General features: G+C 55.1%; 18 protein-coding genes. 9 read left to right on the top strand and 9 right to left on the bottom strand.

From position 1 onward, the window contains the following. Positions 1–37 precede the first annotated feature (37 nt). From BM352_RS00090 to BM352_RS00070, 5 genes are read left to right on the top strand one after another with little or no spacing between them, the layout of a single operon-like run. Positions 38–487, top strand: coding sequence for an HPr kinase/phosphorylase (locus BM352_RS00090; protein WP_090211054.1), 450 nt, complete (start codon positions 38–40; stop codon positions 485–487). Next, the gene (rapZ, locus tag BM352_RS00085; protein WP_090211053.1) at positions 484–1,386 is read left to right on the top strand and encodes an RNase adapter RapZ; all 903 of its coding nucleotides are present in this window, start codon (positions 484–486) and stop codon (positions 1,384–1,386) included. The genes BM352_RS00090 and rapZ overlap by 4 nt, the downstream gene beginning before the upstream one ends. A gap of 16 nt (positions 1,387–1,402) precedes the next feature. After that, positions 1,403–1,792: a PTS sugar transporter subunit IIA gene (locus BM352_RS00080; protein ID WP_090211052.1), complete on the top strand. Its 390-nt coding sequence runs from the start codon at positions 1,403–1,405 to the stop codon at positions 1,790–1,792. Positions 1,793–1,794: 2 nt separating this feature from the next. Further along, on the top strand, positions 1,795–2,064 hold the full coding sequence (locus BM352_RS00075) for an HPr family phosphocarrier protein (RefSeq protein WP_090219730.1): 270 nt from the start codon (positions 1,795–1,797) through the stop codon (positions 2,062–2,064). A gap of 14 nt (positions 2,065–2,078) precedes the next feature. Then, positions 2,079–2,972, top strand: coding sequence for a lysophospholipid acyltransferase family protein (locus BM352_RS00070; protein WP_090211049.1), 894 nt, complete (start codon positions 2,079–2,081; stop codon positions 2,970–2,972). A gap of 5 nt (positions 2,973–2,977) precedes the next feature. Here BM352_RS00070 and BM352_RS00065 read toward each other — a convergent pair whose 3' ends face one another. Continuing rightward, the gene (locus BM352_RS00065; protein ID WP_090211047.1) at positions 2,978–3,853 is read right to left on the bottom strand and encodes a 3-hydroxybutyryl-CoA dehydrogenase; all 876 of its coding nucleotides are present in this window, start codon (positions 3,851–3,853) and stop codon (positions 2,978–2,980) included. 159 nt (positions 3,854–4,012) lie between these two features. On the opposite strand from BM352_RS00065, the gene BM352_RS00060 reads away from it, so the two are divergent. Then, positions 4,013–4,819, top strand: a complete 807-nt coding sequence (locus tag BM352_RS00060) for a DUF6473 family protein (protein WP_090211045.1) — start codon at positions 4,013–4,015, stop codon at positions 4,817–4,819. A 57-nt stretch (positions 4,820–4,876) separates the two neighbouring features. Here the strand turns inward: BM352_RS00060 and BM352_RS00055 are convergent, their stop codons facing one another. The 6 genes from BM352_RS00055 to BM352_RS00030 form a co-directional block, all read right to left on the bottom strand. Next, a complete protein-coding gene (locus tag BM352_RS00055) occupies positions 4,877–5,803 on the bottom strand; it encodes an electron transfer flavoprotein subunit alpha/FixB family protein (RefSeq protein WP_090211043.1) in 927 nt (308 codons plus the stop codon). After that, the gene (locus tag BM352_RS00050; protein ID WP_090211042.1) at positions 5,803–6,564 is read right to left on the bottom strand and encodes an electron transfer flavoprotein subunit beta/FixA family protein; all 762 of its coding nucleotides are present in this window, start codon (positions 6,562–6,564) and stop codon (positions 5,803–5,805) included. The genes BM352_RS00055 and BM352_RS00050 overlap by 1 nt, the downstream gene beginning before the upstream one ends. Before the next feature lie 168 nt (positions 6,565–6,732). Further along, positions 6,733–7,305 (bottom strand): cob(I)yrinic acid a,c-diamide adenosyltransferase, encoded by a 573-nt coding sequence (locus BM352_RS00045; RefSeq protein WP_090211041.1) that lies wholly within the window; start codon positions 7,303–7,305, stop codon positions 6,733–6,735. 4 nt (positions 7,306–7,309) lie between these two features. After that, positions 7,310–7,519, bottom strand: coding sequence for a twin transmembrane helix small protein (locus BM352_RS00040; RefSeq protein WP_090211039.1), 210 nt, complete (start codon positions 7,517–7,519; stop codon positions 7,310–7,312). A 70-nt stretch (positions 7,520–7,589) separates the two neighbouring features. Beyond that, entirely contained in the window at positions 7,590–8,420 is an 831-nt protein-coding gene (locus tag BM352_RS00035; RefSeq protein ID WP_090211037.1) for an SDR family NAD(P)-dependent oxidoreductase, read from the bottom strand. A 33-nt stretch (positions 8,421–8,453) separates the two neighbouring features. Continuing rightward, complete coding sequence (locus BM352_RS00030) at positions 8,454–8,981, bottom strand: SH3 domain-containing protein (protein WP_090211032.1); 528 nt, start codon at positions 8,979–8,981, stop codon at positions 8,454–8,456. A 136-nt stretch (positions 8,982–9,117) separates the two neighbouring features. Here BM352_RS00030 and BM352_RS00025 point away from each other — a divergent pair, with 136 nt between their 5' ends. Further along, on the top strand, positions 9,118–11,460 hold the full coding sequence (locus BM352_RS00025) for a DNA topoisomerase IV subunit A (RefSeq protein WP_090211031.1): 2,343 nt from the start codon (positions 9,118–9,120) through the stop codon (positions 11,458–11,460). A 76-nt stretch (positions 11,461–11,536) separates the two neighbouring features. Here the strand turns inward: BM352_RS00025 and BM352_RS00020 are convergent, their stop codons facing one another. Both BM352_RS00020 and BM352_RS00015 read right to left on the bottom strand, forming a co-directional pair. Further along, positions 11,537–11,983 (bottom strand): DUF5661 family protein, encoded by a 447-nt coding sequence (locus BM352_RS00020; RefSeq protein WP_090211030.1) that lies wholly within the window; start codon positions 11,981–11,983, stop codon positions 11,537–11,539. Positions 11,984–12,196: 213 nt separating this feature from the next. Continuing rightward, positions 12,197–13,555, bottom strand: a complete 1,359-nt coding sequence (locus BM352_RS00015) for a cytochrome P450 (protein WP_090211029.1) — start codon at positions 13,553–13,555, stop codon at positions 12,197–12,199. Between the two features lie 108 nt (positions 13,556–13,663). Here BM352_RS00015 and BM352_RS00010 point away from each other — a divergent pair, with 108 nt between their 5' ends. Both BM352_RS00010 and BM352_RS00005 read left to right on the top strand, forming a co-directional pair. After that, a complete protein-coding gene (locus BM352_RS00010; RefSeq protein WP_090211028.1) occupies positions 13,664–14,323 on the top strand; it encodes a hypothetical protein in 660 nt (219 codons plus the stop codon). 88 nt (positions 14,324–14,411) lie between these two features. After that, positions 14,412–14,506, top strand: a 95-nt coding sequence (locus BM352_RS00005; protein WP_139229758.1) for a GTP-binding protein, incomplete at its 3' end; no start/stop codon positions are given.

Below are 14,506 nucleotides of genomic sequence, written 5' to 3'. Positions count from 1 at the left end.
GCTGGGACAGCGTTTCGTTTGAGCCTAGCGTGCCTAAATGCTCACTGACTACTTCAACCTCCCGTGCCAAGTGCATGCTTCCTGCGTCTCTGTGGAAGGCCGTGGATTATTAATCATCGGAGCGTCAGGCTCAGGAAAATCAGCTTTGGCTTTGCAACTTCTGGCTCTAGGCGCAGATTTGGTGGCAGACGATCGGTGCGATCTCTCGGAAACCCCTGATGCCCCGATCGCCTCACGCCCCGCCTCCCTGCCCGAGGCGATTGAAGCGCGCGGCTTGGGGATACTCGCAGCTCCGTGTGTAGGGCCCACCAAGCTTCTTGCCGTGATAGACCTAGACAAAGTGACAGACGATCGGATGCCAGTGGAGAACAGTGTTCGAATTGGGCAACATGTCGTTCCGCTTCTCGAGATGGTGACGTCTTCACACCTGCCAGCAGCGCTTTTGCACTTTCTTAAGTATGGTTTTCACGCTTCTATGGAAAAATGACCAAAGAACGCCTTAGGACCAATCCACACCAAATTGTAATTGTAACTGGCCCATCTGGCGCTGGTCGTAGCACGGCTATCAACGCACTTGAGGATTTGGGTTTCGAGGCCATCGACAACCTTCCTTTGTCATTGATCCCGAGGCTTCTCGATGGTCCGCCGCTCGAGCGTTCAATCGCACTCGGTGTGGATGTGCGAAACAGGGACTTTACAACCAAGGCGTTGATAAAGCTCGTGGATACGTTGCAGAAACGGACCGACGCGGAAGTAAGCCTGCTTTACCTCAATGCGCGCGAAGATGTTTTGATCAGGCGTTACTCTGAAACCCGTAGGCCGCATCCAATGGCGCCAAATGAGAGCCTACAGGAAGGGATGCGGCGCGAGCGCGAGCTGCTTGTCGCGATCCAGTCGCGTAGTGATGCGGTCGTCGATACGTCAGATCTATCACCACATGAATTACGTGATGAAGTGACGAAGCTGTTTGCATCACCAGGCTATTCGGGGTTGTCAGTATTGCTCAACTCGTTTTCTTATAAACGAGGGGTGCCACATGGCGTTGATATGGTGTTTGACTGCCGGTTTCTCCGCAATCCGCATTGGGAACCCGAACTACGTGGTTTGACTGGAACTGACAAAAAAGTTGAGGACTATGTGACGGCGGATGACCGTTTTCACCCGTTCTTTGAGAAGATCATCGATCTTTCAGTTCTGCTCCTCCCTGCGTTTCATGACGAAGGGAAATCCTATCTCACGATAGGGTTGGGCTGCACAGGTGGCCAACATCGTTCGGTTGCCGTGGCGGAAATGATGGGCAAGGCCCTTGCAAATAAGGGTTGGCAAGTGTCTATAAGGCATCGGGAAATGGAGCGCCGGGCCAAGCCTGGCGTCGGGGGCACTTGAACGGGATGTTTGTCGGGTGATTGGAATAGTCATCGTCGCACATGGCGGGCTGGCAAGGGAATACTTGTCGGCGGTCGAACATGTGGTCGGTAAGCAAACCGGAATTCGGGCAATTACGATCGAAGAATCTCACGACCGCAGCCTCAAACAAGCAGAAATTTGTGAAGCTGCTGACAGCGTGGATGAGGGCAACGGCGTTGTTGTCGTGACCGACATGTTCGGCGGGTCGCCGTCAAACCTTTCGCTCTTGGCGTGCAGCCCCGGTAATCGTAGAATTTTGTATGGGGCTAATCTTCCCATGCTGATCAAGCTCGCCAAGTCTCGCAGCTATGAGGTCGGAGATGCTGTGGACCTCGCCAAAGAAGCGGGTCGAAAGTACATTAACAGTTTTGACGGACCTCAATGACGATGATTGAACGCACTCTTAACATCGTCAACGAGAAGGGCCTTCACGCGCGTGCAAGCGCCAAGTTTGTGGAAGTGACCGAAGATTTCGATGCGCGGGTTACTGTGTCCAAGGACGGTATGGATGTGTCCGGCGACAGCATTATGGGACTGTTGATGCTGGCGGCGTCACGTGGGACATCCATCGACGTTCGTATCAGCGGGGCCGACGCAGAAGCGGCCATGAAGGCGCTAGAAGCTTTGGTAGCAGACAAGTTCGGGGAAGGTATTTGAATGCGGGGCTGGATATGAATGACGCGCCGCAAGACCCTCCTAGGACCGAGGATCTTCCCTACGACCACCCGGAATATGTCGCGTATGACAAGCGTAACCTGTCTTACGCCAATACTTTCACCAACCCGTGGAAAGCCAACACCATCCGCGTGATGGAGCTCATCACCGGCAAGCTCCATTTGCTCTACTTGATCCGAAAGTTCGAGCGGGGTGGTGTAAGGTTCGGTCAGGGGTTCTGGCGCGATGCTTTGGATGTCATGGGCATTGAGCTTCAGACTCCTCAAGAGCAGATCGACAATATTCCTAAGGATGGACCCGTCATATTTGTTGCGAACCATCCGCACGGTTTGGTCGATGGGATGGTTCTTGCCGACCTGATAGGTCGCGTGCGCACCGACTATAAAATTCTGACGCGGTCGTTGCTCACCGGTGTGAATGCGATCGACATGTTCATGATCCCCGTCCCGTTTCCGCATGAAGAAGACGCGCTTCAGCAGAATTTAGAGATGCGGCGTAAAGCAATGGAGCATTTGAAAGAGGGCGGTGCGATTGTTCTATTCCCTTCCGGGGTCGTGGCAACGTCTGAGACGGCCTTTGGCCCTGCCATAGAAGCCGAGTGGAATCCGTTCACAGCGAAGATGATCCATAGGTCCGGTGCTAAGGTCGTTCCAATCTATTTCCCGGGGCAGAATTCGCGCGCTTACCAGATAGCCAACCGCATATCTGCAACCTTGAGGCAGGGGCTCTTGATCTATGAAGTGCGCCACGCGCTTTATAAACCTCAGGCCCCGATCGTCGGCGAGGCGATTGACCCTGAAGAGATCAAGAATTGGTCCAGCAATCCGCGTGGATTTGTTGCGTGGCTGCGCGAAAAGACTCTGTCGCTTAAGGCGCAGGCCAAGAAATAGCCGGTTTAGCGTGTCGGGACTGGCGGGTCTTGCCGGTAGTCGTAGAAGCCACGCTGTGACTTGCGGCCGAGCCATCCGGCCTCCACATATTTCGTCAAAAGAGGGCAGGGGCGGTATTTCGTATCTGCCAGTCCGTCATGCAACACGTTCATGATCGCCAAGCAGGTATCGAGGCCGATAAAGTCCGCAAGCTCCAAAGGCCCCATCGGGTGATTGGCGCCCAGTTTGAGGGACTCGTCGATTGATTTTACAGAGCCGACGCCTTCGTAAAGGGTGTAGACGGCTTCGTTAATCATCGGCATCAAAATGCGGTTCACTATGAAAGCTGGGAAATCCTCAGCGCTTGCAGCGGTTTTGCCCAGCTTTTCAACCACAGCTAAACACGCTTTATAGGTATCCTTGTCGGTTGCGATGCCGCGGATCAGTTCCACAAGCTGCATGATCGGAACCGGATTCATGAAGTGGAAGCCCATGAATTTTTCAGGCCTGTCGGTGCGAGAAGCCAGTCGTGTGATGGAGATCGACGACGTGTTCGATGTCAGGATCGTATGCGGCAAAAGATGCGGCTGAAGGTCTTCGAAAATCGCGCTCTTTACGGTCTCGCGTTCGGTGGCTGCTTCTATGATTAGGTCGGACGGACCTAAATCGGTCAAAGTCAGCGTCGTCGAGATATTGGCCATCGCTGCATCGCGTTCTTCTGCAGTGATTTTTTCACGGCTGACTTGGCGATCGAGATTGCCTTGAATGATCTCAATGGCCTTGTCCAGATTGTCTTGAGAGATATCGTTCATCAGCACTTTGTAACCCGCGAGCGCCAATACATGGGCAATGCCATTGCCCATCTGGCCTGCGCCAACCACGCCAACTTTCGAGATTTCCATATCCGCATACTCCATCGGGTCTCGGTCAAGATAGGCCGTGGCGAGGGTGGCGTGCAAGTGCGGCTGGCGTCTAAAAGTTTACAGAAATTAACACTTTAGCTTTTTGGCAAGCAGCACCTGCAAAAGTAGCGTTGGGTGAGTCGAAATTGAGGTGGGGCAATGGCCTATGAAAGAGTGGATGCAAGTCCTTTAAACTACAATCAATGCCGCTACGGCCAATCGAAACTCTTGTTTCGCGGGCCGAGGCGGAGTCTGAAAAAGGACTATTTTTCGTTTATCGGAGGTAGCGAAACCTATGGAAAGTTTGTGGAGAAGCCGTTCGTCGAACTGGTGGAGAATGCCAAAGGTATCCCCTGCGCAAACTTCAGCGCGGTAAACGCTGGCGTTGATGCGTTTGTGCACGATCCGTCGTTGATGGCGCTTTGCAACCGATCAAAGGCCACCATCATCCAAGTGATGGGCGCGCAGAACATGTCGAACCGGTTCTATTCTGTCCATGCAAGGCGCAATGATCGCTTTCTCAAGGCGTCGACTTTGTTGAAGTCAATTTATCGAGAAGTCGATTTTAGCGAATTTTCCTTCACGCGACACATGCTCACGACTCTGAAGGCTGTTTCACCACAGCGATTTGCTGCGATCGAGATGGAGTTGCGTGCCGCCTGGGGCGCTCGGATGGAGTTGATGCTGCGACAGATCAACGGCCGCTGCATTCTGCTCTGGTTGCGAGAGCCACAACCCGCGATTGCCTCCTCGGCCGATTTGGGGGCGGAGCCGCTATTTCTGGACGCTCCGCTGATTGGTCGTCTCGAAGGGCTTGTGGAGAAAATTGTTGAAGTCGATATCGCGCATGAGCGGGGGCAAGTTGATGGGATGGTCTACAGTGCGATGGAGGCCCCTAGCGCGCAAGAAATGATAGGGCCCTCGACGCATCGCAAGATCGCTGATCGACTGCTCAAAGTGCTGTAGTCACAAAAAAAAGGGCTCGCTTTTGGCGAGCCCTTTCCAATTATTTAGCAACGACGCTTAAAGAGCGTCGATCAATGCCGGTACGGCTTCGAACAAGTCTGCAACCAGACCATAGTCCGCAACTTGGAAAATCGGAGCTTCCTCGTCCTTGTTGATCGCTACGATGACTTTGGAGTCCTTCATTCCAGCCAAGTGCTGGATGGCGCCCGAAATCCCCACGGCAATATATAGATCAGGAGCAACCACTTTTCCGGTTTGTCCGACTTGCCAGTCATTTGGGGCGTAGCCACTGTCTACAGCCGCACGGGATGCACCCACTGCTGCGCCAAGCTTATCTGCCAGCTTCTCGATCAAAGCGAAATCGTCCTCCGAACCAACGCCACGCCCGCCGGACACAACGATACCGGCAGATGTCAGCTCTGGACGGTCGGACTCGGCAACCTTGTCCTCAATCCAAGACGACAACCCGGGATCGGCAGCAGCGCCGATATTTTCAACAGAAGCGGAGCCACCAGTGCCAGCCGCGTCAAAGACCGAACCGCGCACCGAGATAACCTTCGTCGCGTCGGAGGATTTGACAGTTTGCAGTGCGTTGCCCGCATAGATCGGACGCTCGAACGTGTCGGCGTCGATTACAGCTGTAATGTCAGAGATGACCATTACGTCCAACAATGCTGCTATACGTGGCATCAGGTTTTTCGCGTCGGTCGTGGCAGGTGCAACGATGTGCGAGTAATCGCCGGCAAGGCTAACCACCAGATCGGCAGCAGGTTCAGCGAGACGGTGGCCATAAAGATCATGCTCAGCGCAAAGCACTTTGGCTACGCCTTCGATGGTCGCAGCTTCCGTGGCAGCAGCGGAACAGGTCGCGCCGCAGCACAGCACAGTGATGTCGCCCAGCGGTTTTGCCGCAGTTACGGCTTTCGCGGTGGCATCCATGGCCAACTGGCCATCGGTGATTTCTGCAAGAAGTAGAACAGCCATCAGATTACTCCCGCTTCGTCTTTAAGTTTCGCGACCAGCTCTTCAACAGAAGCTACTTTGATGCCAGCCTTACGTGTCTCTGGTTCTGCCGTTTTGACGATCGACAGGCGGTTGCCAACATCCACGCCGTAGTCTGCGGGAGTCTTCTCGTCCAAAGGCTTTTTCTTGGCCTTCATGATGTTTGGCAGCGACGCATAACGCGGCTCGTTCAGGCGCAGGTCGGCCGTCACGACTGTTGGCATGCTCACAGAAATGGTCTGCAAACCGCCGTCAACTTCGCGGGTTACCACGGCTTTGTCGCCGTCAATGTCCAACTCTGAGGCGAACGTAGCTTGGCTCCAGCCGAGAAGCGCTGAGAGCATTTGACCGGTGGCGTTCATGTCGTTGTCAATCGCTTGCTTGCCGCAGATCACGAGACCCGGCTGCTCTTCGTCGACAACCGCTTTCAGCAGCTTGGCAACCGCCAGCGGCTCGATGTCGTTATGCACGTCGTCAGTCGCTACAATCAGGATCGCGCGGTCCGCGCCCATGGCCAGCGCCGTGCGCAATGTTTCTTGGCTTTGCTTCACACCAATGGAAACCGCCACAACCTCTTCCGCTTTTCCAGCCTCTTTAAGGCGGATAGCTTGTTCGACAGCAATTTCGTCGAACGGGTTCATGGACATTTTGACGTTAGCAAGATCGACGCCGCTGCCATCCGCCTTAACACGGACTTTCACATTATAATCGATCACGCGTTTGACGGGTACGAGGACCTTCATCAGCGGTATCTCCCTAGATCAGCACCCGGAGTGGGCATGTTGTAATTCCACTTTCCGAGATAGCTGAGGCTGCCCTCGGAAAACAGGTTAAAATCGACGCGACACCGTCCTGTGACGCCGCGTTTGTGAAAAAAGCAGAAAAAATTTCATAAACGCAAGTTGTTTGCGCTAGCGGTTTGCCCCTGGGACCCAGAGCACATCGTCTTTGCCGTCATTATTCGCGATACGGGACGCAACAAAAAACCAGTCTGACAAGCGGTTCAAATATTTGACCGCGTCGGGGTTCACTGATTCCATTGTCGCCAGCTCCACCGTCAAACGCTCGGCCCGGCGCGAAACCGTCCGGCACAGGTGTAGTTGCGCCGCGAGGGCTGACCCACCAGGAAGAATGAACGAGCGGAGGGGTTCCAGTGCGGCATTCATCGCATCGATTTCGGATTCAAGCCGCGCAACTTGCGCTGCTGCCATCCGAAGGGGCGGGTATTCTGCGGTAGCGTCGTTTTCCATGTCAGGGCGACATAAATCCGCGCCTAGGTCAAATAGGTCATTCTGGATCATCGCCAGTTGGCTATCCATACTGCTGTCGGCATGCTGGCGCGCCAGACCGACCGTTGCGTTTGCCTCGTCGACAGTGCCGTAAGCGTTGACGCGCGTCGAATGCTTGGCCACACGCGATCCGTTGCCGAGTGCGGTTTCGCCTGAATCGCCGGTTTTGGTGTAGATTTTGTTCAGAACGACCATGTGATTACGCGCCTCCCATGCGCCGGAAAAACACAAAAATGAGAATAAGGATTACGGCGATGAATTGGGCCCCTATCCTATAGCGCATGATGCGGTTGGCATGCTTGCGATTGAAGTCGCCGCCCTTCGCGAAGCCACCGATGCCAATAAGCAGGATGATCAGCACCGCGATGCATGCGACAGCGACAACAATGAAAAGTGGATCGTCGGCCATAAGTTAGCCCCCGTGAGTTGCACATGTTAGAACTGCATCTAGCGGAGCATAGCCAAAAAGCGAACCGGAATTACATGCGGTCAATTAGCCAGTCGAGCAATCGGGTTGGCAGCAAGCGCTTTAAGACGGCCATCAAATATGTCGGTGTGGTTATCTTGTACCGGGCCTTCGGGGTCGCGTCTGTTAAGGCCCGCCATACCTTATCGCTCACGGCTGAGGCGGGCAATTCGAAGGTGTCAGGCCCGCGTTCTTCATACAGGCGCTTCAGCAGGTTGTCTTCGTACTGGGATTTCCGGGCCGAGGTCTTCCAATCGACCCACTTCTCAAAGTGGGGGACCGAGTTTTGGCGAATTCTCGATGTGATGGGCCCGGGCTGGATCAAGATAACGTCGATTCCGGTGCCGCGCATTTCAATGCGCAAGGTGTCCGTAAGTCCCTCCATCGCGAATTTTGTGCTGTTATACGCCCCGCGCCACTTCATCGTGACGAACCCCAACACGGAGGAGCAATTCAGTATGCGCCCGTGACCTTGTGCCCGCATGATCGGAATAACTTGGCGGGTGAGTTCGTGGTAACCAAAGAGGTTGGTCTCGAAGATCGAGCGCAGTGCATCTGTAGGCAGATCTTCTAACGCGCCCGGAATGCCGAAAGCGGCATTATTGAACAATGCGTCGAGTGTACCACCGGTGCGGCTCAGCACTTCTTCGAGGGCCGTTTTCATAGACGCTGCATCACTTTGATCGAGAACGAAGCTTTCCAACCCTTCGTCAACCAAGCGATCGCAGTCGTCTTGCTTGCGGCAGGTCGCAAAAACCTGCCAACCTCTTTTGTGCAGCGCGTGTGCTGCGTCATAGCCGATGCCCGAGGAGCAGCCTGTGATCAGAATTGATTTACGTGTCATGGCGCAAGCGCTACCGCATGCGGTCCAAAGGTTCTAGCCCGCGCTTGATAGAAACTGGCTGGAAATATAGGCTTCAAGGCCTGTTTCCAGAATGTAGACCTTAGCCCAGCCAGACGGGAGGAGTTCCATCACTTCGGCACTGTCGTTCCGCACTGCGCGCCCAATGATTTCGGTGGTCGTAGAAGGGCCGGCGCGAAGGTTGACCCTTTTGCCTGTCACACGGCGAATGTCCGCGGCAGCCTCAGGCGCGATCGCGGAAATGACTTCGGTTGCGATGGGCTCGGAAACGACGGGTGTGGTTGCCTCTGTTGTTGCAGAAACAAGAACAGGGGATTCGATGATGTCAGAGATTGTCGCAACGGCGGGAATCGGCATTGATTCTGCGGCTTCGGCCGGAGCAGCTATAACTACCACTGGAGTTTCCAGCTGCGTCGTCTCATTTCTGGTAACGTGTTGACTCGCGTTGACTTCTCGCGCTGCCACTTCATTTGGTGACGGCTCTCCGGCAGTCATCAAAACGATATACATTGTGGCGCACAGGCCCACGACCCATTTAAACATTTAACAATCCCCCAAGGCGTTTCAGGCCTTATGGCTATATTACCACGGAATGGACACGGGGAAACGGTAAGAATTACTCCCCTGGTGCATCATCTCGCGGCTTTACCCTCCCTGATCGGAGCGCTACACAGCATCTATGTCAGATAACGCCGACACCCCCCAGATGGAGCCCGCAGAGCTGCTCGAACCGCTGCGCCGCGCAATCGGCGAGCGCTATCTGACCTATGCGCTGTCGACGATTATGCACCGCGCGCTGCCGGATGCGCGCGATGGTCTGAAGCCGGTTCACCGCCGAATCCTGTTTGCAATGCGCGAACTGAAGCTGGCTTCGAATGGCGGCTTCCGTAAATCAGCGAAAATCTCGGGCGACGTGATGGGCAATTATCACCCGCATGGCGACGCGGCGATTTACGATGCCATGGCGCGTTTGGCGCAGGAATTTAACGTCCGGTATCCGCTCGTCGATGGGCAAGGAAACTTCGGCAACATCGACGGTGATAACCCCGCAGCAGCCCGGTATACCGAGGCGCGCATGACCGCCGCAGCAGAGGCGCTGCTGGAAGGTCTCAACGAGAACGCGGTTGATTATCGGCCTAACTATGACGGCACGTTGGAAGAGCCTTCGGTGCTGCCTGCAACGTTCCCGAACCTTCTTGCTAATGGCTCTAGCGGGATCGCAGTTGGGATGGCAACAAACATCCCACCTCACAATATCGACGAGTTGATCAACGCCTGTATTCACCTGATCAAAGCTCCGAATGCCCGCGACGAGACACTGCTGGAACATGTGCCCGGCCCAGATTTCCCGACTGGCGGCACCATCGTTGAGCCCCGCGAGAACATTCTTGAGGCCTACCGCACGGGGCGCGGCTCGTTCCGACTGCGCTCCAAGTGGGAAGTTGAAGACCTCGGGCGCGGCCTTTGGCAGATCGTGATCACCGAGATCCCGTATCAGGTTCAAAAGTCTAAGCTGATCGAGAAGATTGCCGAAGTGATCCAAACCAAGAAGGTTCCGATCCTCGCCGACATTCGAGATGAAAGTGCCGAGGACATCCGTGTCGTGCTGGAGCCGCGGTCAAAGAATGTCGATCCAGAGGTTCTGATGGGGATGATGTTCCGCAATTCTGATTTGGAAGTGCGGTTCTCGCTCAACATGAACGTATTGATTGACGGGCGTACACCCAAGGTTTGTTCGCTCAAAGAGGTCCTGCGCGCGTTCCTTGACCACCGCCGCGAGGTGTTGCAACGCCGCTCGCAGCACCGACTGGAGAAGATTGACCACCGATTGGAGGTCTTGGAAGGGTTCATTCTCGCGTTCCTGAACCTCGACCGTGTGATCGACATTATCCGCTATGACGACGATCCCAAATCAGGCCTCATGTTTGAAGACTGGGGCAAAGATCACCCGCGTGCGATGGACGAAAAAGACTATGTCGGCCCGTCCAAGCGCGAAGGTGAGCCGTCCCTGACAGAGGTCCAAGCCGACGCTATTCTCAATATGCGTCTGCGTAGCTTGCGCCGTCTCGAAGAGATGGAACTGAAGCGCGAACGGGACGCGCTGATGATCGAACGTGCAGCGCTTGAAGACCTGCTCGACAGCGAAGACCTGCAGTGGAAGAGAATCACGGAACAATTGCGCGACGTGCGCAAGCAGTTCGGCAAGGACAGCGAAGGCGGAGCGCGGCGCACCCAGTTCGCAGAAGCGACCGAGGTCGCGGAGGTCCCCTTGGAGGCGATGATCGATCGCGAGCCGGTGACGATCGTCTGCTCCAAAATGGGCTGGGTCCGCGCCATGACCGGCCATATCGACCTCACCCGCGAACTGAAATTTAAGGATGGGGATGAAGGCCGCTTTGTCTTCCACGCCGAGACCACGGACAAGCTTCTGGTCTTTGGGTCGAACGGGCGCTTCTATACCGTTCTGGCCGCGAACCTTCCAGGTGGCCGTGGCATGGGCGAGCCATTGCGGCTGATGGTCGATTTGCCGAACGAGGCGGAGATCGTGGATATGTTCATCCATACTCCGGGTCGCAAGCTTCTGGTCGCCTCATCCGAAGGCAATGGCTTTGTCGTGCCCGAAGATGATGTGGTCGCCCAAACCCGATCCGGCAAGCAGGTGTTGAACGTGAAGGACGACGTGCGCGCGGTGGTTTGTAAGCCCGCAACGGGCGATCACGTTGCCATAGTCAGCGAGAATGGCAAGTTCTTGGTCTTCCCGTCTTCCGAGCTTCCTGAAATGGGGCGCGGCAAAGGCGTACGGCTTCAAAAGTACAACATGGCCCGCGGCAAGCAGGGCTCGCTTGAGTTGGATGGCGGGTTGTCGGATTTGACGACTTTCGTCTGGGACGAAGGCCTGACATGGGGCATGGGCGGCGGCAAAACCCGTCACGAACCAGACATGTCCGAATGGTTGGGCAAACGCGCTGGTGTAGGTAAACGTCCGCCTTACGGTTTCCCGAAGACCTATAAGTTCGGTTGAGTGGTAGTTGCGCTGGGATAGATACCAGCTTAGAGCTCGGAGCAGTCGCTGCGATGCCGCCTCGATATGTCGGACATCAAGAAGCGCCGGAAAGCGTTTCAAGAACCTTCTTCTCAAGAACTGCACGAGCGGCGGCCAAATCCCTTCGTTTAACTAAAGCGCGCTCTGATTCTCCGTCTGCAAGCGCGTTAGTTAGTTCCATTTCAAGTTCCATGCATACAAGTCGAAGATAGTAGTCGAGACTCTCCTTCAGGTGAGCAAGCACGATGCGCCCAGTCGCAACGGGATGGTTGCCACTTACATTGGCCGTTGGAAACTTTGTCCCATGCTCAAGCTCGATCTCCAAGCCCGCTCTGAATTCAGACAATGGAATCTCAAGGGCTTCGTCACCGATAATTTGCCGGATGATTTCCGCCTCTCGTTCTTCGACCCGACTATCCTTTCTGTTACTCCAGTCAGAAAGTCCGATGGCCTCACAATCTGTGCTCACTTGTTGATCTGAAATAAAAACATATTCGGGCATCAAAGTAATCCTTCTGAAAAAGAATGGGTCAGTAGCAATTCGAAGCGAGACTACGAAGGTTCCTACAGGCATATTGGTAAGGTAATAATTCTAAGGAACAAGCGGCGACATGATCAAAGTAAATCCAACTCAGAATGTTCTTTTTTGGCGTTTTGTTGTTATGATTGAACGGCAGCTGAATCCCGCATATCTGACCTTGGCTTTTCTAAGTTCTCACGCACTTTCCACATTCAGCCAAACGCCGCCCTCGGGCCGCAGGGTCAGGATCAGAACGGGGTAGGGGTCTTTGCCCTCTACGCGTGTGAACTTGAACCGCGACAGGATGGTCGCGAGAATGATTACGGCTTCTTGGATCGCAAAGCTCATGCCAATGCAGATTCGCGGACCATCGCCGAAGGGCAGATAGGCGAAGCGGTCAATATTTTTGCCTTTTGCGAACCGATCTGGATCGAACGCGTCGGGATCGTCCCATAGAAGGCGCGATCGGTGCAACGCATAGACCGGAAGCATCACCGTGTCACCTGGTGCGATAGGGCGTCCACATAGCTCATCCTGCACTTGTGCGGTGCGCGATAGAAAGGCCGCGGGTGGATAGAGGCGCAGCGTTTCGTCGATGATCTGGCGAATATAGGGCAAACTTGCGAGATCGGCTTCCGTGGCGGTTCTGCCGTGCAAAGCCGACTGCGCCTCGTCTCGCGCACGGTCTTGGACGTCCTGATCAAAGGCGCAGAGGTAGAGCGCCCATGCCAGCGTCAGTGCGGTTGTCTCATGTCCCGCCACGATGAAGGTCAGAAGGTTGTCGCGAAGCTCGGAGGTGTTCATCTTGCGCTTGGTCTCTGGGTCTTCGCCTGCCATCAGCAGATCCAGAAGATCAAGGACGTCGCCTTCCTTCTTGGCTTTGCGGTTTGTGATCACGTCGTCTGCCATAGATTTCATGGCCTTGGTGCCGCCAGATGACAGAACTCTGCCAGGCCGTGGTATCCAGGTGGGGAACCCCAAGACGTCGAACAGAGATACTTTGGCGGTGCTGTCGATATAGCCATTAATCGCCTTGTGGATGGCATCGCGGTCGAAGCCTTCGTCATCCGAAAATGTTACGTCCGAGATCACTTCAAACGTCGACGTGACCATTTCGGAATACAAGTCCGCGGCGCGCCCCACCTGTGCCTCGATCCTCGCGCAGGACCGTTCTGCGGCAGCACTCATAATAGGGGCTAGATTGGCTACATTGCGGTGTGAAAACACAGGGGCTGCGGCGCGGCGCTGCCAACGCCAATGAGCGCCTTCAGCGACAAAGAGGCTGTCGCCAATAGCAGGCCTAAGGATGTTCTTTGTGACGTCGGACTTTGGATAATCCTCCAGCCTGTCGCGCAGAATACGCCGGATCGCGTCGGGATCCATCACCATATGCCACGGCTTGCCCATCTTTCCGGTGACGATGGGTTGGTGAAGCGCGATCTCTGGGATGATCTCGATCAGATTACGCTGCGCGGCCCGCAAGGATTGCAGGATGCCCCATTTTTCGGAGACGAGCTTCACGCGCGGAGGGTAGGCGGTTACGAAGTCTTTCATATTCCCTAATATATGCTGTCTTGGCGTCACGGCAACGCGGCGTATGATTGCACCCTTCGGACCGCTCGGCTATCCAGAGCAGACGTAACTCTTGGGGGGGCTTTGTCCATGCGCGCTATTCTTACGGCTTTGTCGGCTGTCTTTCTGCTGGCCGCATGTGCGGTTCCGAACCCCGATACTGAAGACCAGGTTCCATTGGGCGACTTCAAGCTCGACCTGAATGTTGCAGTGACTGACAAGGCAAGCAAGATGGGTGTCTCCCGCACTGCCACTGCCGAGGAGTGGGAAAAGGTGCTGGAAGCCGCGATCGACAAGCGGTTCCGACGGTATGATGGTAAGAAGCTCTATCACATCAGCTACAGCCTCGATGGCTACATTCTTGCGACCAAGGGTGGCCGTCTTGCCTTGGCGCCAAGATCGGCACTGAGTGCAACTGTTCATGTCTGGGACAGCGAGACCAAGACGCGACTGGAGAAACGCTCCAAGCAAATCCTTGTCTTGGAACAGCTGGATGGCGAAACCTTCATCGGGTCTGGTTTCTTCAACTCCAAAGACCAACAGATGCAGAATCTCGCCGCGCAATTTGCCAAAGCGGTGGAGCGGTGGTTGGTCTCGAATGGCGATTTGTTTGGTCAGGACGTCGACGCCGACGCGAAAGCCGCCGCTGAAAAGGACGACCTTCAGGCCTTGGCGGAAAAGGCTAATCTAGAGGCGGTGCCTGACGCCGATGTCGCACCTTTGCCCGCGGGCGGCGGAACGACCAACTGACGCTTGATTTTTTCCTCGATCCTGCATAGGTAGCGCGCGAAGTGAACCGGGGCCAATGGGCCCCCCTAATTCTAAGGCGCCCAAAGCTATGGCTAAGGAAAAATTTGCACGTAACAAACCGCACGTAAACATCGGCACGATTGGTCACGTTGACCACGGCAAGACGACGTTGACGGCAGCGAT

The organism is Litoreibacter janthinus (genome assembly GCF_900111945.1).
Classification (GTDB): Bacteria; Pseudomonadota; Alphaproteobacteria; order Rhodobacterales; family Rhodobacteraceae; genus Litoreibacter; species Litoreibacter janthinus.
This window is presented reverse-complemented; position numbering and strand designations above follow the sequence as displayed.